This window comes from Mangrovihabitans endophyticus, from assembly GCF_014646155.1.
In the GTDB taxonomy this organism is placed as follows: Bacteria; Actinomycetota; Actinomycetes; order Mycobacteriales; family Micromonosporaceae; genus Actinoplanes; species Actinoplanes endophyticus.
Map to the genome: position 1 here is coordinate 1 of NZ_BMMX01000036.1, position 26,166 is coordinate 26,166.

Sequence of the window (26,166 nt, forward strand, 5' to 3'; positions counted from 1 at the left end):
TTGGGGCGGGGCGGGCGGGGCGGGGCGGGGCGGGGCGGGCGGGGCGGGGCGGGGCGGGGCGGGGCGGGGCGGGGCGGGGCGGGCGGGGTGGCTATGTCGTGCGCAGTTCCTCGGCCGTCGCGCTCATTCGCAGGAAGACCATCGACACCAGCACCACCAGCGTCATGACGATCAGCGTGCCCGCACCCAACAGGGTCAGGGAACCTATCGGCATCGGAACGTCGACGTCGCTCTCCTGCGCCATGCTGGTTGTCGTGGCGCGGATCAGGCCGGTGCCGACGATCACCGCGATCAGCGTGGCCGGCACCAGGGGCGCCAGCGTCTGCCACGCCGTCGCCGCGGCCAGGGTCCGGCGCGGCACGCCGGTGGCCACCAGCGCGGACAGGGTTCGCCGGCGCGCCACGATGCCGTCGGCGAGGGTGACGAGGATGCCCGCGGCAGCCGCCGCGATCCCGATGCTGACCGCCACCGTGATCAGGTCGACGGCATTGGTGTAGAAGTCGATCGGCGCCGCGGGGCCGCCACCCGAGCCGGTCCGCGAGGCGCGCAGCCTGCTGACCAGTTCGCTGCGGTACGCCAACACCGCGGCGCCGATCACCACGGTGGCCAGCAGCGCGGACAGCGTGCGGCTCCCGCTCCACGGGTCGGCCATCAACTGGCGCCCGGCCAGCAGCGTGGCCGGCGTGCGCCCGTACCGGCGCAGCAGCCGGCCGGTGGTGTGCGAGATCCATCCGGTGCCGATCAGCACCCCCGCGACGGCCAGCATGATCACCATAGCGCCCAGCGCCATGAACAGGTGCAGTCCGGTGTGCCGCAGGACGGTGGACAGCGCCTTGTCGGTGAAGCCGACGATGAGCAGGCCGAACACCCCGGCGAGCAGGAGGACGCCGGGTATCACCGAGGGCGGCTTCTGCCGGACTCGGCGGACCAGACCGAGCGGCGTGATGATCACCTTACGCATCAGCACGGCGGCGGCCAAGCCGGCGAGCACCGGCACCACCAGCATCGCCAGGACGATCGCCGGCGCGGTCGGCAGGACGTCGGTCGGCAGCACCCGGCGGCCCTCCGCGTTGGGGCTGTCCAGCAGCCACCGCAGCACCAGGAAGACGGCCAGGCCGACCACCGAACCGGCCATCGCCGCCACGACGGTCTCGGTCACCGCGATCAGCGCCGCCTGACCCGGCGTGGCCCCGGCGAGCCGGAAGGCGGACAGCCGTCGGTCACGAGCCGGCGACCCGAACCGGACGCACTGCCCGGCCAGGGCCAGCACCGGCAGTGCCAACAGCACCAGGGTGATGACGATGCCGGGGCGCAGCCCGTCCTCGGCGAGCAGCGCCGGCCGATAGCGGTGGACCACCGGGTCGCTGCCGCCCGCCTCCTCCACCGCGGCCACCGCGGCGGCGGTGAGCAGGATCAACGTGGCCAGCGCGGAACTCGCGGTGGTGAGCAGCACCCGCAGCGTGTCCGTGCGGCTGCCGGCCAGCGCGAGCCGGGCCAGGGTGGACGGCCTCACGAACCGACACCCAGCCCGGACGGATCGTTGGCACCGTCGCGCAGCGCGACCTCGCGGTCGGCGTAGGCCGCCACCCGGGCGTCATGGGTGACCAGCACCACCGCGGTGTCCTGATCGCGGGCCGCCCGCACCAGCTCGCCGAGCACCTGCTCCCCGGCCAGCGCGTCGAGCGCACCGGTCGGCTCGTCGGCGAACAGTACCCGCGGCTGGGTGACCATGGCGCGCGCCACCGCGCACCGCTGCTGCTGGCCGCCGGACATCGCGCCGGGCCGCGCCTCGGCGACGTGGTCCACGCCGAACCGCTCCAGCCATTGTTGAGCATCCGCGCGCGCTTCTCGCCGCCCCGAGCCGGCGAGAAGCAACGGCAGGGCGACGTTCTCCGCCGCGGTCAGCTCCGGCACTAGCTGTCCGAACTGGAAGAGCACCCCGAAGTCGGTGCGGCGCAGGCGGGAGCGGGACTTCTCCGACCACAGGCCCAGGTCCTGGTCGCGGTAGGTGACCGTGCCAGCGTCGGCCCGCAGGATGCCGGCCAGGCAGTGCAGGAGGGTGGACTTGCCGCACCCGCTCGGCCCGGTGACCGCCACGATCTCGCCCTCGGCGACATCGATGTCGACACCGGTCAACGCCGGAGTGCGGCCGTAGTGCTTGGCCACCCCCGCTGCGCTCAACAATGCGGTCATGGGCGCTTCTCCCTGTCCATGTCGGCGACGCGCTGCAGCGTGGTCTGCAACCAGCGCAGGTCGGCGTCGAGGTGAGCGATGGCGAAATCGGCGGCCACCACGTCCCCGAACGGGGAGTCGGCCGCGGTCTTGGTCGCGGTCAGCTCGCGCAGCCGGTCGGCGTGCGCGCTTCGCTGGGCGGTCAGGTAGGCCCGCGCCCGGTCCACCCCGGAAGCCAGCAGACTCACCATGACCTTGCTGAACAAGGTGCTCGTCACGAAGGGCGCCGGCGTCTCGACTGCGGACAACCACTCGTCCAGGCTGGTTCGTCCGGCCTCGGTGATGGCGAACGAGGTGCGGTCCGGGCCACCCTCGCGATCCTGGCCGGACTTTTCCACCAGGCCGTCACGCTCCAGGCGGCCCAGCGTCGCGTAAACCTGCCCGAACGCCAGCGGCTTGGCCCGCGGCAGTCGATCGTCGTGCGCCCGCTTCAGCTCATACCCGTGGCGCGGGCCGGTGGCCAGCAACCCGAGCAGCACGAAGGAGGTCGACATGGCGACCACTATTCACTCAGAGAATAGTCTTGTCAAGAACCGTCCTCCGCGATGATCACGTGCAGGTTGCGCGGTCCGTGCACACCTTCCACCCGGTTCAGCTCGATGTCGCTGGTCGCCGACGGCCCACTGATCCAGGTCAACGGCCTGCGCGGGTCGAGCCGGGCGATCGCCTGTGGCACGCGCGGCACCACCTGCTCCGGGCGCAACACGCAGACGTGCAGGTCCGGCAGCAGGCTCAGCACCCGGCGGCCCTGATCGGCCGAGGCGTCCAGCACGATCGTTCCGGTCTCCGCCACCGCCACCGCCGCGGCGGTCACCACCGCGTCCGCGGCCGCGATGCGCTCGTCCGGCAGCCCGTCATCGATCAGTACCTCGACCCGCGACGGCAGCCAGGCGAGCGGCAGTCCCGGCGGTGCCACGACCACCCGACCGTCGCCGAGAATCCGGGCGATCGTCGCCGCGATGCCGATCGTCGCGGTCCGGTGCACGTGCGCGCGATAGTCCGCCAGCCGGCCGGCTAACAGGTCCATGTCCGCGGGCTCGTCGTCGCTGCCTCGATAATCGCGCGGCACCGCACCGGCGGCCGGGTACCCGCGCAGCGCCTCCCGGATCCGGCCCAGAATCACGTCCCGGCTGGTCATCGCCGCGCCCACCATTCCCGGAACGTCGCGGGCGGCGGCTCCGGAACGTCCCGACTGGCGGCCCAGCCGGACAGCGGCGGCGGCAGGCCACGACCGCGCCGGCCGGTGAGTCGCCCCAGCCGGGCGGCACGCTGCGCGGCCGCGTACAGCCGGGGCCGGTCCATCACGTACGCCGCGGCGGCCATCGCGGCGGCCTCGGCCCGTGGATGCGGCGCCCGGCCACGCAGATGCACCAGGATGGACGGAATATCGATCTTCACCGGGCAGGCGTCGAAGCAGGCGCCGCACAGCGACGACGCGTAGGGCAGCGAGGCGTTGTCGGCCACCCCGGTGAGCTGCGGCGACAGCACCGCACCGATCGGGCCGGGATACACCGACCCGTACGCGTGACCGCCGGTGCGCTCGTAGACCGGGCACACGTTGAGACAGGCCGAGCAGCGGATGCAATGCAGCGCCTGCCGCCCCACCTCGTCGGCCAGCACCGCGCTGCGGCCGTTGTCGAGCAACACCAGATGCACCTGCTGCGGCCCGTCCCCGGGCGTCACCCCGGTCCACATCGACGTGTACGGGTTCATCCGCTCACCGGTCGAGGCCCGCGGCAGCAGTTGCAGGAACACCTCCAGGTCCCGCCACGACGGCACCACCTTCTCGATGCCCATCACGGTGATCAGCGTCTCCGGCAACGTGAGGCACATCCGGCCGTTGCCCTCGGACTCGACCACCGCCAGCGTGCCGGTCTCGGCCACCGCGAAGTTGGCACCGGACACCGCCACCTTGGTCCGCAGGAACGTCTCCCGCAGATACGCGCGAGCGGCGCCGGCCAGCGCTGCCGGCTCGTCGGAGAGCGCCGGGTCCACGCCCGGCATGGCACGCAGAAAGATCTCCCGGATCTCCGCCCGGTTGCGGTGGATGGCCGGCACCAGGATGTGACTGGGCCGGTCGGCGCCGAGCTGGACGATCAACTCGGCCAGGTCGGTCTCCACCGGTTCGATCCCGGCCGCCGCCAGCGCCTCGTTGAGGCCGATCTCCTGGGTGGCCATCGACTTGACCTTCGTGACGCGCTGCTCACCGGTGGCCCGCACCAGGCCGGTGACGATCCGGTTCGCCTCGGTCGCGTCGGCCGCCCAGTGCACCGTGCCGCCGGCCGCGGTGACCGCCGACTCCAACTGTTCCAGCAGTTCCGGCAGCCGAGCCATGGTGTCCGCCTTGAGCGCCGACCCGGCGTCGCGCAGTTGTTGCCAGTCGGGCAGCTCGCCGATGACCCGGCCGGACTTCGCGCGGATCGTGGTCGTGGCGTGCCCGAGGTTGCGACGCAGTTGCGGATCTCCCAGGGCGCGGCGCGCCGCCGCCGGAAACGGTTCGCCTTCGCGCAGATGTCCGACTCCGCGCGGGGCGGTGGCCGGCATGCCCAGAAAGGTGCGCGTCATGCCGGTGCCTCCCGGCCTGTCTCGGTGGCGGCCAGGATCTCCGCGATATGCACCGTGCGCACCCCGGCTCGCAGCCGGGTCAGGCCGCCGCCGATGTGCATCAGGCAGGACGCGTCCGCGGCGGCGCACACGTCCGCGCCGGTGGACAGCACGTGGCGCATCTTGTCGGCCAGCATCGCCGTGGACACGTCAGCGTTCTTCACCGCGAACGTGCCGCCGAAGCCGCAGCACTGCTCCGCGGCGGGCAGCGGCACCAGATCCAGCCCGCGCACCTGCCGCAGCAGCCGCACCGGCCGGTCGCCCACGCGGAGTACGCGCAGCGAATGGCAGGTCGGGTGGTAGGTCACCCGATGCGGGTAGTACGCCCCCACGTCCTCCACCCCCAGCACGTCGACGAGAAGCTCGGACAGCTCGTACGTACGTCCGGCGACCGCGGCGGCTCGCGCGGCGAGCCGGTCGTCACCGGCCGCCGCGGCCACGTCGGCGTGCTGGTGCCGCACCGAGCCCGCGCATGATCCGGACGGTGTGACCACCACGTCGTACGGCCCGAAGGTGCGCACGTGGCGACGCACCAGCGGCACCGCGTCCCGGGCATATCCGGTGTTCACGTGCATCTGCCCGCAGCAGGTCTGCTCGGCCGGGAAGACCACCTCGTGCCCGAGCCGTTCGAGCAGCCGCACGGTCGCGATCGCGGCACGCGGGAACAGGGTGTCCGCCAGGCAGGTGGCGAACAGGGCGATCCGCATGTCAGCCTCCGACCCGCCGCTCGGCGCAACGCCAGGCGGCCTCGTCGCCTCCCGGCTCGTACCGGGTGATGGGTCGAGTCTGCCGCAGCAGAGCCCGCAGCGCAGACAGGTCGCCGTGCAGCACCCCGGCCGCGCGCGCCTGCACGAGGATGTTGCCCAGCGCGGTCGCCTCCGCCGGACCGGCCAGCACCGGCAGCCCGCAGGCGTCCGCGGTGAGCCGGCAGAGCAGCTCGTTGCGCGCCCCGCCGCCGACCATGTGCACCGCGTTCACCTGCCCGCCGGACAGTTCCTGCGCCTGCCGCACCGCGCGGCGGTGGGCCAGCGCCAGGCTGTCCACGATGCACCGTACGGTGGCCGCCGGTGTCGCCGGTTCCGGCTGGCCGGACGCCCGGCACGCGGCGGCGATCCGGGCCGGCATGTCGCCGGGCGGCCGGAACGCCGGATCGTCCAGGTCGACCACCGCGGCGAGCCCCGGCTCCCGGGCGGCCTCGCGCAGCAGCGTGGCCACGTCGTCGCGGCCCCAGACGCGCAGCGACTCCTGCAGCGGCCACAGACCCGCCACGTTGCGCAGGAACCGGACGGTTCCGTCGACCCCGCGTTCGTTGGTGAAGTTGGCACGCCGGGACGCCTCGGTGAGCACCGGCGCGTCCCGTTCCACGCCGACCAGCGACCAGGTGCCGCAGGACACATATGCGAAGTCGGGCCCCTGCGCGGGCACGCCGACCACCGCCGACGCGGTGTCGTGCGAGCCCACCGCCACCGCCTCGGTGCGGTAACCGAGCAGATCCGCCGACACCGGCCCGATCGGGTCACCCGGCGCGCGCAGCGGCGGGAAGAGGTCCGGTGGCAGAGCGAGGTCGCGGATCAGCCCGGTGTTCCAGGCGCCGGTGGCCGGGTCCAGCAGTTGCGTGGTCGAGGCGTTGGTCAGTTCCGCACCGATCTGCCCGGTCAGCCAGTACCCGATCAGGTCCGGCACCAGCAGCATCCGCCGGGCCGCCCGCAGTTGCGGCGTACCGGCCGCGGCAACCAACTGGTAGAGCGTGTTGAACGGCTGCCTCTGCACCCCGGTGCGGGCATAGAGCCGATCCTCCGGGATGCGCCGCGCGACCCGGGCGGGCACGTCGTCGGTGCGCGAGTCGCGGTAGTGCACCGGGTTCCCGAGCAGCGCCCCGGTCTCGTCCAGCAGCCCGTAGTCCACCGCCCAGGAGTCCACGCCCAGGCTGCGCACCGGGCCGGCCGCGCGCAGCCCGGTCAGCACCCCGCGGTACAGCGCCAGGATGTCCCAGTGCAGCGTGCCCGCCACCCGGACCGGTTCGTTGGCGAACCGGCACACCTGGCGCAGGTCCAACGTTCCGGGCTCCACCCGGCCGACCATCACGCGACCGCCGGACGCGCCCAAGTCGACCGCGGCGAACCCGGTCATCGCAGGAACGCCGCGGCCACGCCCGCGTCCACCGGGATGTGCAGGCCGGTGGTGTGCGACAGGTCGCCCGCGGTGAGCACGAAGACTGCGTTGGCCACATGTTCCGGCAACACCTCCCGCTTCAGCAGGGTGCGCCCGGCGTAGTACGCGCCGAGTTGATCCTCCGGAACGCCGTAGACGGCGGCGCGCTGGGCGCCCCAGCCGCCCGCGAAGATGCCCGATCCGCGCACCACGCCGTCCGGGTTGACGCCGTTGACCCGGATGCCGTGGCCGCCCAGCTCCGCGGCGAGCAGCCGGACCTGGTGCGCCTGGTCCGCCTTGGCCGCGCCGTACGCGACGTTGTTCGGCCCGGCGAACAGCGAGTTCTTGCTGGAGATGTAGACGATGTCGCCGCCCAGCTCCTGGTCGATCAGGACCCGCGCGGCGGCGCGGGAGACCAGGAAGGACCCCTTGGCCATCACGTCGTGCTGCACGTCCCAGTCCGCCTCGGTGGTCTCCAGCAACGATTTGGACAACGACAGGCCGGCGTTGTTCACCACCAGGTCGAGGCCGCCGAAGGCGAGCACCGTGTCGGCGATCGACGTCGCCACCGCGGCCGGTGAGGTGACGTCCACCTGCACCGCGACGGCCGCGTCCGGGCCGCCGATCTGGTCCGCCACCGCCCGCGCCGATGCGACGTCACGGTCCGCAACCACCACGCACGCGCCCTCGGCCGCCAGCCGGCGTGCGGTCGCCCGGCCGATGCCCGAGCCGCCGCCGGTCACGTACGCGATCCGGGTTGCCAACGGCTTGGCCGGTGGCATCCGCCGCAGCTTCGCCTCCTCCAACGCCCAGTACTCGATGCGGAACTTCTCCGCCTCGTCGATCGGCGCGTAGGTGGAGACCGACTCCGCGCCGCGCATCACGTTTATCGCGTTGACGTAGAACTCGCCGGCCACCCGCGCGGTCTGTTTGGTCGCGCCGAAGCTGAACATGCCCACGCCGGGAACCAGCACCACGGCCGGGTCCGCGCCGCGCATCGCCGGACTGTCCGATGTGGCGTGTCGCTGGTAATAGGCGCGGTAATCCTCCCGGTACGCCGCGTGCAGTTCCCGCAGCCGGGCCAGCACCGTTTCCAGCGGCGCGTCCGGGGCGGTGTCCACCACCATCGGCCGCACCTTGGTGCGCAGGAAATGGTCCGGGCAGGAGGTGCCGAGCGCCGCCAGGGCGGGCATCCGCTCCCGGCCGGTGAAGTCCAGCACCACGTCCGTGTCGCTGTAGTGACCCACCTGCCGGTGGTCGGTCGAGGCGAGGCCCCGCAGCACCGGGAACAGCGCGGCGGCGCGTTCCCGCCGCGCGGCCTCCGGCAGTGCGGCGTGCACCTGCGTGCCGAACGGGTCAGGGCGTCCGCGCTCGGCGAGGTAGTCGGCCGCGGTGTGCACGATCTCCAGCGAGTGCGCCTCGCACTGGGCGCTTGTCGCCCCCCACGCGGTGATGCCGTGCCCGCCCAGGATGACGCCGATCGCCTGTGGGTTGGCCCGCTGCACGGCGGCGATGTCCAGGCCGAGCTGGAAACCGGGGCGACGCCACGGCACCCACAGCACCCGGTCGCCGAAGATCTCCTTGGTCAGCGCCGGTCCGTCAGCCGCGGTGGCCAGCGCGATGCCCGAGTCCGGGTGCAGGTGGTCCACGTGCGCCGCGTCGACCAGAGCGTGCATCGCCGTGTCGATGCTGGGCGCGGCGCCGCCACGACCGAACAGGCAGTGGTCGAACGCGGCCACCATCTCGTCCTCGCGCCGCACGCCCGGATAGACCCCGGCGAGGGCGCGCAGCCGGTCCAGGCGCAGCACCGCCAGCCCGGCCTCGGTCAGCGTGCCCAGGTCACCGCCGGATCCCTTCACCCACAGCAGGTCGGTGGGTTGCCCGGTGACCGGGTCTACGGCGGCGCCCTTCGCGGAGGTGTTGCCGCCCGCGTAGTTGGTGGTGCGCGGATCCGCGCCGAGCCGGTTGCTGCGCTCGATCAGCTCGGCGACGGTGGTCGTGGCGTCGCTCATCAGGCTCCCCACCCGGCCTGCCGGCCACCGACCCGGGTGGCGGCGGCGGTCGCGGCATATCCGGAGGCGGCGAAGGCGGCGACCGGGTCGCGCGGCAAGCCGCGTTCTTCCCGGCGGTCGGCCAGCGGCCCGCGCACGTCGGTCTCGAAGGCGTCCATCAGCAGGCCGTGCGCTCCCAGCACGTCACCGGACCGCTGCGCCGCGCTCAACGCCGCGGTGTCCACCAGCAACGCCTTGGCCAGCGCCTGCTCCACGTTGAGCACCGAGCGGATCTGGCCGGGGATCTTCTCCTCGATGTTGTGGCACTGGTCGAGCATGAAGTTCACCCGCGACGCCGGCCGGTGCGCGCCGACGGACACGATCTCCACCATGATCCGGAAGAGCTGGAACGGGTCCGCCGAGCCGACGATGAGGTCGTCGTCGGCGTAGAACCGGGAGTTGAAGTCGAAGGCGCCCAGCCGGTCCTGCCGCAGCAACTGCATCACGATGAACTCGATGTTGGTCCCCGGCGCGTGGTGCCCGGTGTCCAGCACGACCTGCGCCCGCTCGCCCAGTGCCAAGCAGTGCAGCAGCGACGTGCCCCAGTCCGGGATGTCCATGGCGTAGAAGTACGGTTCGAAGAACTTGTACTCCAGCAGCAGCCGCTGATCCGGATCCATCGCGGTGTAGATCCGCTGCAGCGAGTCGGCGAGCCGGTCCTGGCGGTCACGCAGCGAATCCTGCCCGGCGTAGTTGGTGCCGTCCGGCAGCCAGATCTTCAGGTCCTTGCTGCCGGTGGCGCGCATGACGTCCAGGCATTCCCGGTGGTGCGCCACCGCCTTCGCGCGCACCGCCGGGTCGGCATGCGCCAGCGACCCGAGTTTGTAGTCGTCGTCCTGGAACAGGTTGGAGTTGATCGCGCCGATCCGCACCCCCTGTTCCTTCGCGTACGCGGCAAGGGCCGCGTAGTCGTCCACCCGGTCCCACGGGATGTGCAAGGACACCCGCGGCGCCAGGCCGGTATGCCGGTGCACCTGGGCGGCGTCGGCGACCTTCTCGTACGGGTCACGGGGCACCCCCGGCGCCGCGAAGACCTTGAATCGGGTGCCCGAGTTGCCGTACGCCCAACTGGGCACCTCGACGGTGAACTCGTCCAGCTCGTCGAAGGTCATGATGCTCCTCTCGGTGCCCGGCGCGCTCATCGCGAGCCGCCGTACCTCCGGTTGGTGAGTCCGTTGAGCAGCGCGGCGAACACGAGCACCGAGCCGAGCGCCAGGAGTTGGTACTGGGCACCCGCGTTGCCGACGAAGGCCAGCAGGATGCCGGCGTTGAGCCACACGATGAGCAGGGTGGCCAGCACCACGCCGGCGACCCGGCCGATGCCGCCGGTGATGGCCACCCCGCCGAGCACCGCGATGGTGATGGCGGGCAGTGCCATGCCGCCCCCGGAGACGCCCGCATCCGGGCGGGCGGAGGCGAACTGCCCCACGGTCACCACGGCGACCAGGCCGGAGAGCAGCCCGGCGTACGCGTACGCCTTGAACCGGGTGTCGCGCACCGGCAGGCCCGCCCAGCGTGCCGCCACGTCGTTGGTGCCGATGGCGTACAGCCGCCGCCCGTACGCCGTGCGCGCCAGCAGCACCCAGACCAGCACCGCGGTGGGAAGCAGGAAGGTGAAGATGCCCAGCGGCACGTCCGGCACATATCGGCCGAACAGCGGCAGCTCGACGGACCGGCTGAGGGAGAACAGCTTCTGGATCGGTGGGGTGCTGATCGGCTCCTGATTGTTGATCACGATGGCCAGGGACTTGAACGCGTAATAGGTCGCCAGCGTGGCGATCAGTGCCGGGAACCCGATGTAGGACACCAGGAAACCGTTCAGCGCGCCGCACAGTGCCCCGAACGCCGCCGTCGCGACGATCGCCATCCACAATGGCCAGCCCCATTCGCCGTACAGAAAACCGAACACCATGCCGGCCAGCGAGACGATCGCCCCGACCGACAGGTCGATGCCGCCGCGACCGGACAGGATCACCAGCAGTTCGGCCAGTCCGAGCATGGCCAGCGGCACCGCGTTGATCAGCGCGGCGGACATGTAGTCGAAGTCGTACGGCGCGGTGAGATAGCCACCGGCGTCCTGGATGAAGAACGTGACCACCACGGCGACGATGAGCACCGCGAGCAGGGCGATCCGTTGGGTGAGCAGGACGCGCAGGAGCCGGGCGCCGGTGCCCTCCGCGGGGGTGTCGCCGACTTGCGGCGCGGGCGCCTCGGTGGCCGGCGGGGCGACGCTCATCGTGACCTCCTGGCCCGGGCGCGCAGCAAGTCGGCGCCCACCGCGACGATGATGAAGATGCCGACGAACAGGTCGGACAGTTGCGAGCGCCAGCCCAACTGGGTCACGCCGGAGGAGACCGACTGGACCAGCAGCGCGCCGAGCAGGGTGCCGAGCACCGATCCGCGACCGCCCATGATCGAGGTGCCGCCGATCACCACCGCCGCGATGACCGCCAGTTCCTTGCCGGTGCCCACCGACTGGTCCAGTGTGGACGTGCCCTGCGCGATGGTGAAGCAGGACGCCAGCCCTACCAGCAGTCCCGTGGTCAGATAGGCCAGCAGCACCCGGCGCTGCACCCGCACGCCCGCCAGCCGGGCCGCGTGCGCATCCCCACCGACCGCGAAGAAGTGCCGGCCGCCCGCGGCGTGCCGCAGGTACCACCACGCCAGCGCGGTGACCAGCACCGTGAGCAGGAAGGCGTGCGGCACGCCCCACGTGCGGCCCCCCGGTCCACGCCCGAAGAAGTCCAACGTGTTCGGGATGCCGTTGACCGTGCTGGATCCGAAGATCTGCAGGCCGGCGAAGAGGAACAGGTTCGCCGTGCCGAAGGTGATGATGATGGCGTGCACTCGCCCGTACGCGATGAGCACCCCGTTGATCAGGCCGAGCAGACCACCCACGGCGACCGACAGCAGCACCGCGACCGCCAGGTTAACCTCGTCGGTCACCAGCACCTTGGCGGTGACGACCGAGCAGACCATGATGGCCGCGCCGACCGAGACGTCGATGCCTCCGGTGATGATGACGATCGTCATACCCACGCCGACCAGCGCGATCGGCGCCGTGGCCACCAGCAGCGGTTGCAGCGAGCCAGCGGTCAGGAACGCAGGCGTGGTCAGCCCGAGCACCACCCACAACGCCGCGACCACCGCGACAAGCACCATCTCCTGCCCGGTCATCGGGGACGGCAGCACGGACGCGCGGGACCGCGATCGCGGCGGCACCGGCGCGCCCGGCGGCGGCCCGGCATCCGGGCGGCCGTGCCTGTCGACGGCGGTGGTGCTCATCAGACCCGCCCTTCCTCGGCCGGCTGGTCCTCCACCGACCCGGCCGCCGCGGCCAACACGTCCACTTGGGACGCCTCCGGCGTGAACGCCACCGTGGTGGTGCCGCCCCGGACCACTTGGATGCGGTCCGCCACCCGCAGCGCCTCCGGCAGGTCGGACGTCACCACCAGCACCGCGGTGCCGCCGTCGGCCAGCTCCGCGATGATGCGGTGGATCTCCTCCTTGGCGCCCACGTCGACGCCCTGCGTCGGCTCGGCCAGGATCAGCACCTCGGGTCGTTCCACCAGTTGCCGGGCAAGCACCACCTTCTGGGCGTTGCCGCCGGACATGGCGCTGATCGGCTGGCGTTCGCTGGGGGTCTTCACGGCGAGCCGGCGGATCAGGTCGGTGGCCACGCCGCGCTCGCGGGCCCGGTCCAGGAAGATCCCGAAACGGGAGAGCAGACTCAGGTGGGCGGCGGAGATGTTGAAGGCGATGGACTGGAACGCGAACATGCCCTCCGTCTTGCGGTTCGCCGGCAGCAGTGCCAGGCCCAGTCGCTGCGCCTGCCCGGGCGAGCCCGGCGAGACCTTGGCGCCGCGCACCAGCAGGTCGCCACCGGTGGCCCGGTCGATGCCGTACACGCTCGCCGCGATCTCCGACACCCCGCTGCCGACCAGGCCGTAGAGCGCCACGATCTCCCCGCCGCGTACCGCCACGTCCACGTCGTGGAAGCGGCCGGCCCGGGTGAGCTTGCGCAGTTCGAGCAGCGGCGGCCCGTCCGGCACGCGGCGCTGTGGCCGGTCGTCGGACAGGGCACCGCCGACCATCAGCTCGGCGATGCGCCGCACGGTCAGATCCGCGATCGGGTACGTGCCGATGGTTCGACCGTCCCGCATCACCGTGACCTCGTCGGCGATGCGGAACAGTTCGTCCAGCCGATGCGAGATGTAGACCACCGCGACGCCCGCCGCGGTGAGCCGGCGGACCACGTCGAACAGCCGGTCGATCTCGGCGTCGGTGAGGATGGCCGACGGCTCGTCCAGGATCAGCACCCGCGCGTCGCCAGCCAGTGCCTTGGCGATGGACACCTGCTGCTGCTCGGCCACCGACAGCTCACCGACCGGCACGGTGGCATAGCGGTCGGGCAGGCCGAGCAGTGCCAGCAGGTCGACCACCCGCGAGTTCTGACCGGGCCAGTCGACGCGCCCGCGGCGGCGCAACTCGCGGCCGACGAAGATGTTCTCCGCGACGGTCAGCTCGGCGAATAGCTGCGGCTCCTGATAGACCGTCGCGACGCCCAGCACCATCGCCTGCGACGTGGAGGTGATGCGGACCTCGGTGCCGTCGAAGGCGATGACACCGGCGTCGGCCGTCTCCGCCCCGGACACAATCTTGATCATCGTGGACTTGCCCGCGCCGTTCTCGCCCACCAGGGCGTGCACCCGCCCAGCACGTACGGTCAGATCCGCATGCTCGATGGCGCGTACCGCCCCGAACCGTTTCGCGATGCCGGACAGACGCAGCCGTGGCACCTCGTCGGCGGACGATTCCTCGGTACTCACCGCGACGGCCCTCCCTCCACTCTCAGTGCTTTCGGCCTCTCGGCGTCCTCGGCACCGCTCAGTAGTTGAAGTCGTCGACGTTCTCGCCGGTGATGGTCAGCGGTGGACCGAGCAGCAACACCTTCGACGAGGAGTCGTACTCGACGGCGGGCATCGCGTCGCTCACCTTGTTGGTCGCCTGGAACTGCTTGCCGGCGGCCAGTTGCTCACCCGCCCAAGCGGTGAGATAGCCCAGGTTCTCCACGTCCCACAGGATCGACGCGGACGACGACTTGTCCGCCAGATAGGGCTTCATCGCCTGCGGGGTGCCCAGACCGACCGTGAAGACCTTGCCGATCTTGCCGGCGTCGCGCACCGCCTGAGCCACGCCCGGCGCCGACGATGTGCACTCGCCGACCAGCCCGGTCAAGTCCGGGTGGGCGTTCATCAGGTCGGTGGCCATCTGGGTGGCCTTCGCCTGGTCCTCGCCGGCATAGACCACGTCCACGATCTGCGCCTGCGGGTATTTCTCCTGCGTGTACGCCCGCTGCACCTTGATCCAGGAGTTCAGGTTCTCCGCGGTCTGTCCACACGAGACGATGGCGTACTTGCCCTTGCCGCCCATCGCCGTCATCAGCGCATCGGTGAGCCCCTGGCCGATGCCCTCGGTGGAGGCCTGATTGACGAACACCTCGCGCGCCGAGTTCGGCGCGTCGGTGTCCGCCGTGGCCACGTGAATGCCCGCCGACTTGGCCTGTTGCAGCAACGGCGCCATCGAGTCGGGGTCGTTGGGCGCGACGATCAGCACGTCCACCTTCTGCTGGATGTACGACCGGACGATGTCCGCCTGCGCCGCGGCGTCGGCCTGCGTGGGGCCCTGGTAGAGCCATTGGACGTCGCCCAACTCGTCGGCGGCCTTCTTGCCGCCGGCATTCATCGCCTCGAAGTAGGGCACGCCCTGCAGCTTCGGGACGAAGGCGACCTTGTACGTCGAGCCGGAACCGGCTCCGGTGCCGTCATCGGTGTCGTTCTTCTTGGTGCAGCCCGCGAGTGCGACCGCGGCCGTCGTGGTCAGGGCGACGGCGGCGGCGAACCGGCCGTGGTGACGCATGAGACCTCCTGCTGAGCGGGCCCGGGGGCCATCGGTAGGGATGCAGGGGACGGGGTATGAAACGTTTCAGAGTTGATGTGACCGAGATTACGAACCTGTTATCCCCGGGTCAAGGGCCGGGGCAGATCTTTTCCGGCTATCGCTTCCGTGCCGGATGCCGGACCGCCGCGGTCGAGGCGCGAGCCACCAGTTCCGGCACGAAGCAGGCCTGCTCGTGCCGGTGCGCCGGGTCGCCGGCCTCGGCCAGCACCAGGCGCGCCGCAGTCCGCCCCAGTTCCTCGCGCGGCTGCCGGACCGAAGTCAACGGCACCGCCGCCGCGGCGGCGAACTCGATGTCGTCGTATCCGACAATCGCCAGGTCCTCCGGCACCCGCATGCCGATGGCGGTGGCCTGCTGCAACAGGCCGAGCGCCAAAAGATCGTTGGCGCAGAACACGGCGGTCGGCCGTCGCCGCGCCGGCAGTCCGGCCAGCCGCTCTCCCGCGCCGCGCCCCTCGGCGACGGTCAACGCCTCGGTCGGCAGATGGATCAGGTCGGCGGCGTCCCGCCCCAGCTCCGACCACACCTGACGGGCTCCGAGCAGCCTCTCCCGGACCTGCCCGATCGACTCCGGGCCGCCGACGAACGCGACGCGCTCGTGACCACGATCGGTCAGATGCTCGATCGCGATGCGGCCGCCCAGCACGTCATCCACCGCCACCGAGCAGCAGTCGCCGGTACCGCCCAGTCGATCCACCATGACCAGCGGAATCCCCCGTCGGCCGATCTCCCGCAGATGCGACGCACTCGGGTCGACCGGCGTGATCAGGATGCCCTGGACGCGTTGCTGCACCAGCCGGTCCAGGTGCTTCGCCTCGCGGGCGGCGCGGCCGTCGCTGTTGCAGATGAACAGCGACAGGTCGGCGTCCTCCGCGCCGGACTCGATGCCCCGGGCGACGTCGTGGAAGAACGGATTCCCACCGTCCAGCATCACGTACGCCAGGGTGCGACTGGTCCCGGCGCGCAGTTGCCGGGCCGACTCGTTGCGGACGAAACCGAGCTCGGCCATCGCCCGCTCCACCCGCTCCCGGGTGGCCGCGGACACCGCGGCGGGCTTGTTCAGCACGTTGGACACGGTCCCGAGGGAGACACCGGCGGACGCGGCGACATCCTTCACCGAGGGCGTCCGGCCGTGGGGCGGCGCCGGGGCGCGACCTGGCGCGGGCTCCTTCGGCTCCGCACTCCGTGCCACGGGGCTCCTCGCATCGTCGGTGCTGTACGGCGATCCTATCTGAAACATTTCAACGCCCCGCCTCATCGGGTCCGGCCCGCACTCCGGTCAGATCTGGTCGAGCTCCGGCGTCATGTGCAGATGGGTCCGCTGCCCGCTGTGATCGAGAATCGCCAGGACCTCGGCGGGCCCGCCATGGGCGCCGAAGGCATGCGGAATCATCGTCGAAAAGGTCGCCGCCTGCCCCGTCTCGATCAGGATGTGCCGCTCACCGAGCACCAGCTCGATGGTCCCGGACAACACCGTGAACCAGTCCTTGCCGGGATGCACCCGCAGCGCGTCCGCCCCGCGCGACACCGGCCGCGTCACGCGCAGACGTGCCACGGTCATCCCGTCCGGGCCCGGCTCGTGGTCGAGCGTCCACATGGTCCGGCCGCGCACCGGGTCATGGCGCGGCCGGATCACCACGTCATCGGCCGCGTCCGGGGATGCCAACAGTTCGTCCAGGCTGGTGTCCAGGGCACGCGCGATCGCCGTCAACTGGTCCAGGCTGAGCCGGCGATGGCCGGTCTCGATGCGGCTCAGCGAGGACGGGCTGACGAAACACCGCTGGGCGAGGTCGTCCAGCGACCAGGACCGGGCGACACGAAGCGCCCGAATCCGGGCACGCACCACGTCCTCCAGGCCGTCTCCCTGAGCTACGGCTCCTTGCGTCATAGGCAAAAGCTTATGCCCCTGACGCAAGGAGCTCGTACCGTCGTCCCATGGCATCCGATCACCATCACCATCGCCACGACACCGTCGCGCATCATCACGACGCCGACGAGCACCTCGGCGACCTGCTGGACCTCGACGCCGAGGTGATGCAGGAGCACCTGTCCGAGGCGACCGCTTGGATCGACCAGCACGCCGCCCGGCCCGTGCGGCAGATCATCGATCTCGGATGCGGCACCGGCGCCGGCACCTTCGCGCTGCTACGTCGCTTCCCGGACGCCGAGGTCACCGCCGTGGACGCCTCCCCCGACATGCTGCGGCGGCTCCTGGACAAGGCGCATCGACTCGACATGGCCGATCGCGTGCACACCGTGCATGCCGATCTGGACGCCACCTGGCCCGACACCGGGCCCGCCGACCTGGCATGGGCATCCGGCTCGCTGCACCACCTCGGCGACCCGGATCGCGTACTCGCCCACGTGCGGGCCATCCTGCGGCCCGCGGGGTTGCTCGCTGCGGTCGAGCTGTCCGGGTTCCCGTACTTCCTGCCCGCGGACACCGACGACGGCCGCCTGGAGCAGCGCTGGCACGCCGCGGCGGACGCGGAACGGGCCGAGCGGCTCCCGCACATCGGCGACGACTGGCCGGCACGCTTCGCGCGGGCGGGCTTCACCCCGCGCAGCGAGCGGACGTTCGCCATCGCCCTCACGGCCCCGCTGCCGCCCGCCGCACCGCGCTACGCGGAGGCCACCCTGCGACGCATCCGGTCCGGGCTGGCGGTCCGCCGCCTCGGCACCGAAGACGCCCAACGGCTCGACGCGCTCCTGGACGAGACAAACCCGCAGGGAGTCCGTCGCCGGACCGACCTTTCGGTACGCAGCGAACGCCTTGCCTGGCTCGTCGAGCGCACCTGATCGCGCGGCGCCGACGGGGCCACGAGCGGGCCCCGTCGGCGGGCCCGTCACCGTCCGGACGTCGCCGATCCGGCCGGACGCCACATGCGGTAGAACGTTGCGCCCACCACCCGATCGCCGGTGTTGCCGCGCGGGTCACCCAGCACGATTTCGGACGGCGTCATGTCGGCGTAGCCGTGCCGCCGATACACGCGACGATTGTCGGCGTTCGTCGCCTCCAGATAGGCCGCCAGCCCGCGCCGGTCGAGTTCGGCGTGCGTGTGCTCCATCAGGGCGCCGCCCAGCCCGCGCCGCTGGTGGTCCGCATCGACCGCCAGGAACGCCAGATGCCAGTGCGGATCGGTGGGGTGGTTGGCCTCGAACGCCTCGTCCAGCGCGGTGAACCGCTCCGCGTACGGGCCGGCCGCCTGCTCGATCCGCTTGGCGTAGCCGTCGGGCTCGGTCGGCTCCACCGTACGGTCGAACCAGACGGCCCCCGCGTGACCGTCCCCGGTCAGCAGGACCTCACCGGCGCCCGCCGCGGCATGCTCGGTGAGCACGGCGAAGAACTCCCGCATGGCATCGAACCGGCGTTCCGGGTCGGGGATGAGGTAACGGTTGGCGTCAAGGTGATCGAACGAGGCGGTGATCAGGGTCGCGACCGTGGCGATGTCGGCCTCGTCGGTCACCACACGGATCGCGGGGGCGCTCATCGGTTGCCCTGCGGTTGCTCGGTGGCCGGGCCGGAGCCGCCGGCCATCATCGCCGCGAAGCCCCCGGTGGTGGCGACGGCGCTACGCGGCCCGAGGCCGATGCCCTGGTAGACGTCGGGACGTGTGTGCCGCAGGATCAGTCCCCACGCGATGCCCGCGACAAGCACCACCACCGCGACGATCGGCATGTACAGCGCCGGTCCGGTGCCCGGGTCGACGCCGTACAGGGTGGCCAGGTTGGTCACGGCAAGATAGCTGATGCCGATCAGCAGGAGGGTGGCGATGACCGGCGCGCCGAGGCGCCGCCAGGCAGTCTCGCCGTGGGCGGCCCGCAGGAAGAACCCGATCACCGAGGCGGACGTCAGCGTGATCAGCAACAGCACGCCGACGCCTCCGGTGGTGCCGCCCACGAAGAACAGCTCGACCAGCGGGTCGAGGCCGGTCACCGCGTAGATGCCGATGACCACCAGGCCGAGCACGGACTGCGCGGTGGAGGCGGCACGAGGCGCACCACCCACCGTCTGACCGAACAGCTTCGGGAGCACGCCCTCCCGGCCCAGCGCGTACGTGTAGCGCGCGATGATGTTGTGGAAGGCGATCATCGCGGCGATCAGCGAGGTCAGGAACAGGATGTGTCCCAGGTCCAGCGCCCAGCCACCGACCGTCGCGGCGGCCTCGTTGAAGAACAGGTCGGGGCCCTCCTCCCCGGCGCGGGCCACGGCCTGGTCGCCGGCCGCGGAGATCTGCACCCAACTGGCCACCGCGTACAGCACCGCGATGAAGCCGATGGTGTAGTACGTCGCCCGGGGCACCGAGCGCAGCGGGTCCTTGCTCTCCTCGATGTAGACCGCGCCCTGCTCGACACCGGCGAAGCTGGTGGCACCGATGGCCAGCAGCGCGCCGCCGCCCGCACCGAACAACTGGCCGGCCGAGAACGGCTTGGCGGAGAAGCCGTAGTCCGACGAGAACAGGATGATCAGGCTGTAGACCACCACCAGCGCGGTCTCGCTGATGACCAGTACGGCCAGGACCTTCTCGCTCACCGACACGTCGCGCCGACCCAGGAAGGCGACGATCGCCCAGACCACGAGCGCGAACACCCACCAGGGCACGTCGACGCCGAACCAGTCCTGGAACAACGGTTCCGAGATCGCGCCCAGTCCGCCGTACGACGCGATCTGGAAGCAGTTGTACGCCAGCAACGCGATCCACGACGAACCGACACCGAGCGGACGGCCGAGACCCTTGCTCACGTACGCGTAAAAGGCGCCGGTGTTGGTGATGTGCCGAGCCATCGCCATGTAGCCCACGGCGAAGATGACGAGTGCGGCGGCGACCGCGATCATCGCGGCGGACACGGCGGTCAGGCCGGTCACCGCCAGTCCCGTGGTGACCACGCCGGCGACGACGGTCAGGGGCGCCACCGACGAGGCGATGGCCAGCCCGATGCCGGGCGCGCCCATCCGGTCGGGCGCCAATGAGTTGGGCAGCGTGCTGAGGGTGCTGGGCACCGTGTCTCCTAGGGAGTGAGGGGGGTGGAGGGGTGACGTCGGCGCGCGGATGCGTCAGCGGATCATGATCAACCGCCCGACCGCCGTCTCGGCGCAGATGACCAGTTCTCGCAGCGGTAGCCGCATGATCGCCTGCGTCTGGTGGACGAGGAATTCGCGTTGCCGGCCACCGATTCCGCCCAGGGCCTCCTTGGCGAGACCGGTTGCCACGATCAATCCGGCGAGGGTGAGGTCCTGCTCACTGAGCTGCTGCCCCTCGCGCAAGTTGTCGCGCACACGAGCGGCAGGCCAGCCGGAGACGCTGGAGGACTGCGGCACCACGACCGTCCGCGACGACCGGAACAGCCCGCCGCGGCTCTCCTCCACCGCCAGTCCGGACATGGTCAAGCGCCGCTCGACGAGTTGCTGAGCGTGACCGTTGTGCAGGTGCTGAATCCATTCCTCGACGCTCAGACCCACCGGATCGGTGACGTCCCGGCGGCGTCCGCGCTGGGCGGCCTCCTCCTGCTGCATCCGGCCGAACACGTCGGCGGTCGCCGGATCCGCGGGGGGCGGGTATCGGCTCGCCTGTGGATGCACGTACAGCGCACCGTCCGCCAGGTTGAGCCAGTTCGCCATGATCAGCTCGGCGATCAGCGCCGCGCCGAGGCCGATGCCGAGCGGCTTGATTCCCAGGAACGACGCACCGTTCGGCCGGTCGTGCGCCACCATCCAGAGGTCGTCGGCCAGGGCGAGCGGCGCCGTCATGGGCGGTCCTTTCCGATCGAAGGCGAGCCTGGGCGCGGGTCGCTCAGCCCCGGCCCATGCCCGGACCGGCCCGCATCACCGCGACCACGACGTACACAGTGGACATTTGGTCGACAATCTCCCGACGTAAAGTAGCCATGACAGGCAGTGAGCTGATCAAACGTCGCCGCAGCCTTCGTAACTCTCGGCTAATCTTTGCGCGACACCGCGTAGAGCTTGCCAGGCCGATCGAAGCGGTGCAATATTTCGCGCTCCCCTTTGTGGGCACGATCCGAGATGGCCAGATCACGCGGCGTTCACGTTCGGGTGAACGTACGGCGCGGGAAGGACGCAGCGCGGAAGGGACCGTGTATGGCCGCGTCGGGCCCCACCATGGCACGACGTTCGGCAACGCGGAGGCGGTCGCCGTCATCGACGGAGTCAGGCGCGCCGAGTCCGATCGGCTGATCGCGGGTGGCCGCTGAAGCGTGAGCGCCTCGGGTAACCTGATGGTGCGGGCTGCTAGCTCAATGGCAGAGCTGTGGACTTTTAATCCATAGGTTCCGGGTTCGAGTCCCGGGCGGCCCACGATGATCTTTCATGCGAACCAGCGGCCCGGTTCTCGGGCCGGTGGTTCGCTTCAGGCCAGCACCGGCGTGCAGTCGCGCAGAGCTGATGGACGCGCCGCGTTTCGATCCCGCACGCTTGAGTGGCCCGACCGTGTGCCTTGCAGGCCCGCCCCGCGAAGCTCCACAGACTCGTGGTGTTGCCGGCGCCCCCGTTGATCGGCGAGTCTCCGAGCCGTTCGCGTCAGGCCGAGGGCAACGCTAAGCCGTGGGTGGCTAGCGCAAACTGGACCGCCACTGGGACTCCGCCGGGCTTACGGACGTTGACCCCTCGGCCGCGAGGTCCAGGCGGCGGCAGCATTCCGTGTGCCTTGGCGTGAGCGAACGCCTCCGCAGCGCCGATCGGCCCGTGGAAAATGGTGAGCACCGAGAAGTACTGATCAAACTCGTAGGCGCAGTTGGCGCATACCCAGCCGTAGATCTTCTTCTCTGTCCGGCAGCCGTGCGCGCAATTCCAGCAGAGTCTCTCTTTGCGAGGGATTGTTTGGGCTTGCTTTTGGTCGACCTCCGTCAAGCGAGATTGCGTTGAGACTCTCGCCGGCGAGGAGCGGATGTCCAGTGATTTACGATGCCAAATTTTCAGTGACACGTAAGCGTCAAGACAAGCTTGACGCTTACGTGTCAAAAGGTTGGGCCGGGTAGGGGATAGTGGGATTTGGCATTTCCGGCCGCTGCGGCGCTCTGGGGCTCATCTCGTCAACCGGGTCGCGGACACAGGGAAATGTCGCGGAATAACATAGGCGCCCATCTTGACCGCCAGATACTCCCGCTGGCCGCGACGGCAAATAGTCGGCTGGTCGGCCGCCGTGCTCAGAGTGCGAGCTGCTCGATCGTCATACCGACATCACTGAGAATCCCGCGCAGAGTGCCCTTGGCGACGTCACGGTTGCCATGCACGGGAACAGTGGTGCCGCGTCCGTCTGGGTGGCGCATGATGCGGTGACTGCCAGCGACCCTGGCGACCTTGAAGCCATGCCGTTCCAACGCACGAACGATGCGGACGCCAGAGACCGATGGAAGTGGAGGCATCAGGCGGCAACGGTGATCGAAAGCTCCCGCGGAACACCGAACTCCTCGATGAGGCCGGTCAGTGCCTCACGGAGGTCACTCAACGCGGCTTCCTCGGTGTCGCCCTCGCCGTGCGCTCCCAAACCGGGGCGCAATTGGGCGTGGGCACACCACACCCCTTCCTCGTCGCGCTCAACGACGACCGGCACAGTTACCGTTCGAGACTCGGCCACGAGACCACCATAGCGCGACCGGGCGATCGGCCGTCAGATCAGCCTCGGTTCAGCCATTGCAGCGTGAGCTGGTGAAACTATCCGGCAGCGGGCCGCCGGAAACGACAGCGCGATGGTTCGCATGGTGCAACGTCCGGTCCACCATCCACGCAGCTCAGCACCGAACCACCGATGCTGAGCTGCGTCACTGCCCGGCCCGTACAGCAGCGAAGTACCGCAGCCGGGTCAGCCATCGAGAGACTCGCCCAGCGTCTTAAGCGCCGCCCTGGTCGCCGTCGCGGCGAGCGCCTCTGATCGTGATGCGCCGGATGCCTGCCAGGTCGCAGTGCCGGTCCCAGTAGCGATTGACGTTGCGCGGCTCGATGGGAGTGCCGAAGCGGGTGGTGAAGGCCAGATCCGACACCTGCCACGCCTCGCTGGCCTTCTCACGTGCAGCCTTCTGCGCGGCAGCGTGCTCGCGCAGGGCGACCGTACAGATGTCCGGCATCGGCAGCGTGTCGTCGGAGGTCGGCGTCTTCGTCTCCCGGTGCAGAAGCTGATAGCCGACCTGCTGGAGCTGCATGTCCACGGTCAGTTCCGCCGCGTCCAGATCGACGCCCGCCCAGGTGACGCCGAGCATTTCACCCTTCCGCAGGCCGATCACGAGGACCAGGACGAAGGCCGTGTAGTGCGGATCGTGGTCCGCCCCGCCGATTCGAGGAACCTCGGTGGTCCTGGTAAACGATCTGTCGGAGCGATCCCCCGCGGTTTCATCGCTCGGCCTATACTCACCGCATGGGGGCCGATGAGGTCGGCGGACATCTGTGGCGCGAGGAAGCCGCGAAGCGAGAGCCGATGTCCCGGGATGCGGAGACGCTTGCTCGTCTCGTTGCCTACGATCACGACGAGTTCGAAACCGAGCTCTACGAGGCCGCCGCCGATCCCGACGCGCAGGCACTCGACGACGCACAGCGCTCCTATGCCGGGCAGTACCGTCGGAGGGTCCGGCGCCTTCACGAACGCGCCAGGCATGCCCCACCGAACGAAGGAGCCTGACTGCTGTACTGGTGGGCGACGGGCAGCCCGGACCGGCGCCAGTCACCCCGGCGGGACGACGGGCACGCCGGGTTCGGCCTGGCACACGGGACCGCCGTTATCTCGGGTTGTCAAGCCTTTGAGCAGGCCAGAATCTCCGGTGGCAGTGTGGGGCACGTAAGGCACGTCCGGACTACTGTGGACTTTTGATCCATAGGTTCCGGGTTCGAGTCCCGGGCGGCCCACCAGGTGAAGCATCGCAGCGAACCGGATCCGGCTCGCTGCCCTCGTCGGCGGCGGTGCCGGCCGGGTTTCCGCGTAGACTGGGGCTTCGATCTCGGTGCCGAGTTCCCGGAGCGAGAGGCTTCGAAACGATCGTGAACCACGCGCCGTCAACTGCTCGTCTCGAGGGGCATGACTGACTGGCCCGAATTTCTTCTCGCCGCGCTGCTGGTGTCGCTCATCCCGGGCGCCAACCAGCTACTCGGCCTCGGCAATGCGTTCCGCTATGGCACAGCGCGCGCCATGGCCGGAGTGGCCGGGCGGCTCACCGCCTTCGCTCTGCTGATCGGGCTGGTCGTAGCCGGCCTGGGGGCTGTGCTGATCGCGTCCGAGACCGCGCTCGGGGTGATCAAGTGGGTCGGCGTGGGCTACATGGCCTGGCTCGGGTTCTCCAGCCTGCGCAGCGGTCTGCGCGGATCCGGACAGGACATCACGCAGACGACGGCCGCCGACGGCGCAAGGATTCAGACGATCGTCACCCGCGAGTTCGTGGTGGCGATCAGCAACCCGAAGGCCTTGCTGCTGTTCGCCGCGCTCCTGCCGCAATTCACCGACACGTCGGCCGTAGGCGCCGACCTGCAACTCGCCCTGCTCGGCGCGGTGTACCTGGTGATCGAACTCATTGTCGGGCTCGGCTATATCAGCTTCGGACGCCGCTTGGGCACGACCGGCATCTCCGTCCGCACCCGTCAGCGCGTCGACATCGGCACCGGTGCCGTCTTCCTCGGGCTGGCCGGGCTCCTCGCCGCCGACGACCTCTCCTAAACCGGCAAACAACGGCATGCAGCAGGTGGGAGCCAAGCCGCAGTCGTGGGCGACTGCGAGGGCTGGCGGCTGCATCGGAGCGGCCGATCCCTGTTTCTCATCACCACACTGCGGCCACGGCCTCCGCCACTGCCCTTGGTTGAGACAGGAACGGCGAATGAGAGGCGTCGAGGGTGACAACACGAGTGGGGGTGGAAGACACGGCATCGATATCGCGGACGAACCGCCGCTGCAGCGGTTCGGGGATGGCACGGTCGTTGGTACAAATAATGTAAGAGTGAGGGACGGCCCCGAAGCCGCCCTCTGTCACTCCCGGTTTCTCGGTTGAGTAGGACAGTGGGCTGTCGGTGCTGAGCATCGCGATGGCGGCATCGGCGGTCGTGGGATCGACGTCGGCGTACAGGGCCTCGCGGACGGCGGAGCGTCCGGCAGGGTCCACGGGATCGTGGCGCAACGCGCCTATCGCTGCCGGGTCGGCAATCAGGAGTGCCGAGATCAGCTCTCCGGCGGACTGAGGGCTGGCAAAGAGCTCTGCCACGGAGGCGGTGATCGGCACATATGCGCTGACGTAGACCAGGTGTGCGAACAAGTCCGGTGCCATCTCTGCCGCCGCGGTCGCGATCACTCCGCCCAGACTGTGCGCAACAACTACACATGGGGTGCCGGTGCCGATCAAACGCAGATGGTCGATGAGTGCTTCAGCGGCGACGGGCACGGTGATGTCGGCCGCCGGTGATCTCTCGATAGCGAACCTCGCTTTGTCGAAGGGACGCGCCCATCGAGCGGCTGGTGCTTTGCTGCTCAACCCGTGTCCCGGCAGGTCGAAGGTGACGGATGGAATGCCGTAAGCAGCAAGGTGGGCCGTGACCGGCGTCCAGCACCAGCTTCCGTGCCAAGCACCGTGAACCAGGAGCGTAGTACGCATGATTGCCTTCTTCCCCGACCTGTTGTCGGATGGGTCGACCGGGCGCAACCATGACAGGCTGTCGAGAACAGTTCTACTCCGGCAAGACCGTCATGTTGATCCTTTGGATGATCTCGGCGATCGCCGTGACGCGGTCCATGTCCCAGACCTTGGGGCGCTCGCCCGGGACAGGATCATCGCCGCCCTCGACGAACAGCGCCTCAGGCCCGCCAGGGGTGAAGAGGAACAGGGTGCGGGCGTCGATGTCGCTGATGTTCTTGAAGCGGTGGCGGCGATTGCGGGGAATGAACACAAAGGACCCCGCCTCAGCCACGAAGGTCCGGTCGCCGTCGAGGAACTCCAATGCGCCGTCGAGAAGGTAGAAAGCCTCGTCCTCGCCGCCGTGGGCGTGGGCGATCGGCCCACTGCCGGGCGGAACGATCGCCTCGATGAACGACAGTGAACCACCGGTCTCCGTCGCGGTTGCCTTCATCGTGTAGACGTCGCCGGACACCCATTTGGTCAGGCCCTCCCCGGAGGGTATGTGCAGCACGCCGTCGCCGGTCCACCCCGAATGCGACGGGCTTGTCAGGAAGCTCATCCTAATATG

Annotated in this window: 27 protein-coding genes and 2 tRNA genes; 6 read left to right on the forward strand and 23 right to left on the reverse strand. The window is 70.2% G+C overall.

The window, feature by feature from the left end; all coding sequences use genetic code 11:
• Positions 1-91: 91 nt before the first annotated feature.
• The 15 genes from IEY73_RS26135 to IEY73_RS26205 form a co-directional block, all read right to left on the reverse strand.
• Positions 92-1,513, reverse strand: coding sequence for an FtsX-like permease family protein (locus tag IEY73_RS26135; RefSeq protein ID WP_189081976.1), 1,422 nt, complete (start codon positions 1,511-1,513; stop codon positions 92-94).
• Positions 1,510-2,193, reverse strand: a complete 684-nt coding sequence (locus IEY73_RS26140) for an ABC transporter ATP-binding protein (RefSeq protein WP_189081977.1) — start codon at positions 2,191-2,193, stop codon at positions 1,510-1,512. The genes IEY73_RS26135 and IEY73_RS26140 overlap by 4 nt, the downstream gene beginning before the upstream one ends.
• Positions 2,190-2,726, reverse strand: a complete 537-nt coding sequence (locus IEY73_RS26145) for a PadR family transcriptional regulator (protein WP_189081978.1) — start codon at positions 2,724-2,726, stop codon at positions 2,190-2,192. The genes IEY73_RS26140 and IEY73_RS26145 overlap by 4 nt, the downstream gene beginning before the upstream one ends.
• Before the next feature lie 32 nt (positions 2,727-2,758).
• Positions 2,759-3,370 carry a LutC/YkgG family protein gene (locus IEY73_RS26150; RefSeq protein ID WP_189081979.1) on the reverse strand — a complete coding sequence of 204 codons (612 nt, stop codon included), beginning with the start codon at positions 3,368-3,370 and terminating at the stop codon, positions 2,759-2,761.
• Entirely contained in the window at positions 3,367-4,797 is a 1,431-nt protein-coding gene (locus IEY73_RS26155; protein ID WP_189081980.1) for a lactate utilization protein B, read from the reverse strand. Before IEY73_RS26155 ends, IEY73_RS26150 begins: the two co-directional genes overlap by 4 nt.
• Positions 4,794-5,543: a (Fe-S)-binding protein gene (locus tag IEY73_RS26160; protein ID WP_189081981.1), complete on the reverse strand. Its 750-nt coding sequence runs from the start codon at positions 5,541-5,543 to the stop codon at positions 4,794-4,796. The genes IEY73_RS26155 and IEY73_RS26160 overlap by 4 nt, the downstream gene beginning before the upstream one ends.
• Before the next feature lies 1 nt (position 5,544).
• Positions 5,545-6,966: a rhamnulokinase gene (locus IEY73_RS26165; protein WP_189081982.1), complete on the reverse strand. Its 1,422-nt coding sequence runs from the start codon at positions 6,964-6,966 to the stop codon at positions 5,545-5,547.
• A complete protein-coding gene (locus IEY73_RS26170; protein ID WP_189081983.1) occupies positions 6,963-8,999 on the reverse strand; it encodes a bifunctional aldolase/short-chain dehydrogenase in 2,037 nt (678 codons plus the stop codon). Before IEY73_RS26170 ends, IEY73_RS26165 begins: the two co-directional genes overlap by 4 nt.
• Positions 8,999-10,150, reverse strand: a complete 1,152-nt coding sequence (gene rhaI, locus IEY73_RS26175; RefSeq protein WP_189081984.1) for an L-rhamnose isomerase — start codon at positions 10,148-10,150, stop codon at positions 8,999-9,001. The genes IEY73_RS26170 and rhaI overlap by 1 nt, the downstream gene beginning before the upstream one ends.
• A gap of 26 nt (positions 10,151-10,176) precedes the next feature.
• Positions 10,177-11,274, reverse strand: a complete 1,098-nt coding sequence (locus IEY73_RS26180; RefSeq protein WP_189081985.1) for an ABC transporter permease — start codon at positions 11,272-11,274, stop codon at positions 10,177-10,179.
• On the reverse strand, positions 11,271-12,323 hold the full coding sequence (locus tag IEY73_RS26185; RefSeq protein WP_189081986.1) for an ABC transporter permease: 1,053 nt from the start codon (positions 12,321-12,323) through the stop codon (positions 11,271-11,273). The genes IEY73_RS26180 and IEY73_RS26185 overlap by 4 nt, the downstream gene beginning before the upstream one ends.
• Positions 12,323-13,867 carry a sugar ABC transporter ATP-binding protein gene (locus IEY73_RS26190; protein ID WP_189081987.1) on the reverse strand — a complete coding sequence of 515 codons (1,545 nt, stop codon included), beginning with the start codon at positions 13,865-13,867 and terminating at the stop codon, positions 12,323-12,325. Before IEY73_RS26190 ends, IEY73_RS26185 begins: the two co-directional genes overlap by 1 nt.
• A gap of 58 nt (positions 13,868-13,925) precedes the next feature.
• Complete coding sequence (locus IEY73_RS26195; protein WP_189081988.1) at positions 13,926-14,957, reverse strand: autoinducer 2 ABC transporter substrate-binding protein; 1,032 nt, start codon at positions 14,955-14,957, stop codon at positions 13,926-13,928.
• Between the two features lie 136 nt (positions 14,958-15,093).
• Entirely contained in the window at positions 15,094-16,113 is a 1,020-nt protein-coding gene (locus IEY73_RS26200) for a LacI family DNA-binding transcriptional regulator (protein WP_229716169.1), read from the reverse strand.
• A gap of 162 nt (positions 16,114-16,275) precedes the next feature.
• Positions 16,276-16,884 (reverse strand): helix-turn-helix domain-containing protein, encoded by a 609-nt coding sequence (locus tag IEY73_RS26205; protein WP_189081990.1) that lies wholly within the window; start codon positions 16,882-16,884, stop codon positions 16,276-16,278.
• Positions 16,885-16,931: 47 nt separating this feature from the next.
• On the opposite strand from IEY73_RS26205, the gene IEY73_RS26210 reads away from it, so the two are divergent.
• Entirely contained in the window at positions 16,932-17,795 is an 864-nt protein-coding gene (locus tag IEY73_RS26210) for a class I SAM-dependent methyltransferase (RefSeq protein WP_189081991.1), read from the forward strand.
• A 47-nt stretch (positions 17,796-17,842) separates the two neighbouring features.
• Here IEY73_RS26210 and IEY73_RS26215 read toward each other — a convergent pair whose 3' ends face one another.
• The 3 genes from IEY73_RS26215 to IEY73_RS26225 are packed head-to-tail and all read right to left on the reverse strand — an operon-like array spanning position 17,843 to position 20,745.
• Positions 17,843-18,487 carry a GNAT family N-acetyltransferase gene (locus IEY73_RS26215; protein WP_189081992.1) on the reverse strand — a complete coding sequence of 215 codons (645 nt, stop codon included), beginning with the start codon at positions 18,485-18,487 and terminating at the stop codon, positions 17,843-17,845.
• Positions 18,484-19,998 carry an APC family permease gene (locus IEY73_RS26220; protein ID WP_373292880.1) on the reverse strand — a complete coding sequence of 505 codons (1,515 nt, stop codon included), beginning with the start codon at positions 19,996-19,998 and terminating at the stop codon, positions 18,484-18,486. The genes IEY73_RS26215 and IEY73_RS26220 overlap by 4 nt, the downstream gene beginning before the upstream one ends.
• 54 nt (positions 19,999-20,052) lie before the next feature.
• Positions 20,053-20,745: a GOLPH3/VPS74 family protein gene (locus IEY73_RS26225; RefSeq protein ID WP_189081993.1), complete on the reverse strand. Its 693-nt coding sequence runs from the start codon at positions 20,743-20,745 to the stop codon at positions 20,053-20,055.
• A gap of 137 nt (positions 20,746-20,882) precedes the next feature.
• Between IEY73_RS26225 and IEY73_RS26230 the strand changes: the two genes are divergently transcribed.
• On the forward strand, positions 20,883-21,209 hold the full coding sequence (locus IEY73_RS26230) for a hypothetical protein (RefSeq protein ID WP_189081994.1): 327 nt from the start codon (positions 20,883-20,885) through the stop codon (positions 21,207-21,209).
• Between the two features lie 31 nt (positions 21,210-21,240).
• A tRNA-Lys gene (locus IEY73_RS26235) sits at positions 21,241-21,312 on the forward strand.
• An 848-nt stretch (positions 21,313-22,160) separates the two neighbouring features.
• On the opposite strand, the gene IEY73_RS26240 is transcribed toward IEY73_RS26235, so the two are convergent.
• The 3 genes from IEY73_RS26240 to IEY73_RS26250 all read right to left on the reverse strand — a co-directional run bounded on the left by IEY73_RS26240 (position 22,161) and on the right by IEY73_RS26250 (position 23,285).
• Positions 22,161-22,334, reverse strand: coding sequence for a type II toxin-antitoxin system HicA family toxin (locus IEY73_RS26240; protein WP_229716170.1), 174 nt, complete (start codon positions 22,332-22,334; stop codon positions 22,161-22,163).
• A gap of 44 nt (positions 22,335-22,378) precedes the next feature.
• Positions 22,379-22,591 (reverse strand): type II toxin-antitoxin system HicB family antitoxin, encoded by a 213-nt coding sequence (locus IEY73_RS26245; RefSeq protein ID WP_189081996.1) that lies wholly within the window; start codon positions 22,589-22,591, stop codon positions 22,379-22,381.
• A gap of 253 nt (positions 22,592-22,844) precedes the next feature.
• Positions 22,845-23,285 (reverse strand): tyrosine-type recombinase/integrase, encoded by a 441-nt coding sequence (locus tag IEY73_RS26250; RefSeq protein ID WP_189082028.1) that lies wholly within the window; start codon positions 23,283-23,285, stop codon positions 22,845-22,847.
• Positions 23,286-23,365: 80 nt separating this feature from the next.
• On the opposite strand from IEY73_RS26250, the gene IEY73_RS26255 reads away from it, so the two are divergent.
• The 3 genes from IEY73_RS26255 (at position 23,366) to IEY73_RS26265 (ending at position 24,652) form a co-directional block, all read left to right on the forward strand.
• The gene (locus IEY73_RS26255) at positions 23,366-23,626 is read left to right on the forward strand and encodes a hypothetical protein (protein WP_229716171.1); all 261 of its coding nucleotides are present in this window, start codon (positions 23,366-23,368) and stop codon (positions 23,624-23,626) included.
• Positions 23,627-23,776: 150 nt separating this feature from the next.
• Positions 23,777-23,853, forward strand: a tRNA-Lys gene (locus IEY73_RS26260).
• 166 nt (positions 23,854-24,019) lie between these two features.
• Entirely contained in the window at positions 24,020-24,652 is a 633-nt protein-coding gene (locus IEY73_RS26265; protein WP_189081998.1) for a LysE family translocator, read from the forward strand.
• 100 nt (positions 24,653-24,752) lie between these two features.
• On the opposite strand, the gene IEY73_RS26270 is transcribed toward IEY73_RS26265, so the two are convergent.
• A complete protein-coding gene (locus IEY73_RS26270; RefSeq protein WP_189081999.1) occupies positions 24,753-25,577 on the reverse strand; it encodes an alpha/beta fold hydrolase in 825 nt (274 codons plus the stop codon).
• A 73-nt stretch (positions 25,578-25,650) separates the two neighbouring features.
• A complete protein-coding gene (locus IEY73_RS26275) occupies positions 25,651-26,157 on the reverse strand; it encodes a cupin domain-containing protein (protein WP_189082000.1) in 507 nt (168 codons plus the stop codon).
• Between the last annotated feature and the right edge of the window lie 9 nt (positions 26,158-26,166).

Excerpts from the sequence above, each read along its gene's own strand:
- IEY73_RS26140 (WP_189081977.1), bottom strand. The coding sequence starts at position 2,193 with ATGACCGCATTGTTGAGCGCAGCGGGGGTGGCCAAGCACTACGGCCGC.
- IEY73_RS26145 (WP_189081978.1), bottom strand. The coding sequence starts at position 2,726 with ATGTCGACCTCCTTCGTGCTGCTCGGGTTGCTGGCCACCGGCCCGCGC.
- IEY73_RS26150 (WP_189081979.1), bottom strand. The coding sequence starts at position 3,370 with ATGACCAGCCGGGACGTGATTCTGGGCCGGATCCGGGAGGCGCTGCGC.
- IEY73_RS26155 (WP_189081980.1), bottom strand. The coding sequence starts at position 4,797 with ATGACGCGCACCTTTCTGGGCATGCCGGCCACCGCCCCGCGCGGAGTC.
- IEY73_RS26160 (WP_189081981.1), bottom strand. The coding sequence starts at position 5,543 with ATGCGGATCGCCCTGTTCGCCACCTGCCTGGCGGACACCCTGTTCCCG.
- IEY73_RS26165 (WP_189081982.1), bottom strand. The coding sequence starts at position 6,966 with ATGACCGGGTTCGCCGCGGTCGACTTGGGCGCGTCCGGCGGTCGCGTG.
- IEY73_RS26170 (WP_189081983.1), bottom strand. The coding sequence starts at position 8,999 with ATGAGCGACGCCACGACCACCGTCGCCGAGCTGATCGAGCGCAGCAAC.
- rhaI (WP_189081984.1), bottom strand. The coding sequence starts at position 10,150 with ATGACCTTCGACGAGCTGGACGAGTTCACCGTCGAGGTGCCCAGTTGG.
- IEY73_RS26180 (WP_189081985.1), bottom strand. The coding sequence starts at position 11,274 with ATGAGCGTCGCCCCGCCGGCCACCGAGGCGCCCGCGCCGCAAGTCGGC.
- IEY73_RS26185 (WP_189081986.1), bottom strand. The coding sequence starts at position 12,323 with ATGAGCACCACCGCCGTCGACAGGCACGGCCGCCCGGATGCCGGGCCG.
- IEY73_RS26195 (WP_189081988.1), bottom strand. The coding sequence starts at position 14,957 with ATGCGTCACCACGGCCGGTTCGCCGCCGCCGTCGCCCTGACCACGACG.
- IEY73_RS26205 (WP_189081990.1), bottom strand. The coding sequence starts at position 16,884 with ATGACGCAAGGAGCCGTAGCTCAGGGAGACGGCCTGGAGGACGTGGTG.
- IEY73_RS26210 (WP_189081991.1), top strand. The coding sequence starts at position 16,932 with ATGGCATCCGATCACCATCACCATCGCCACGACACCGTCGCGCATCAT.
- IEY73_RS26215 (WP_189081992.1), bottom strand. The coding sequence starts at position 18,487 with ATGAGCGCCCCCGCGATCCGTGTGGTGACCGACGAGGCCGACATCGCC.
- IEY73_RS26225 (WP_189081993.1), bottom strand. The coding sequence starts at position 20,745 with ATGACGGCGCCGCTCGCCCTGGCCGACGACCTCTGGATGGTGGCGCAC.
- IEY73_RS26230 (WP_189081994.1), top strand. The coding sequence starts at position 20,883 with ATGACAGGCAGTGAGCTGATCAAACGTCGCCGCAGCCTTCGTAACTCT.
- IEY73_RS26255 (WP_229716171.1), top strand. The coding sequence starts at position 23,366 with ATGGGGGCCGATGAGGTCGGCGGACATCTGTGGCGCGAGGAAGCCGCG.
- IEY73_RS26265 (WP_189081998.1), top strand. The coding sequence starts at position 24,020 with ATGACTGACTGGCCCGAATTTCTTCTCGCCGCGCTGCTGGTGTCGCTC.
- IEY73_RS26270 (WP_189081999.1), bottom strand. The coding sequence starts at position 25,577 with ATGCGTACTACGCTCCTGGTTCACGGTGCTTGGCACGGAAGCTGGTGC.
- IEY73_RS26275 (WP_189082000.1), bottom strand. The coding sequence starts at position 26,157 with ATGAGCTTCCTGACAAGCCCGTCGCATTCGGGGTGGACCGGCGACGGC.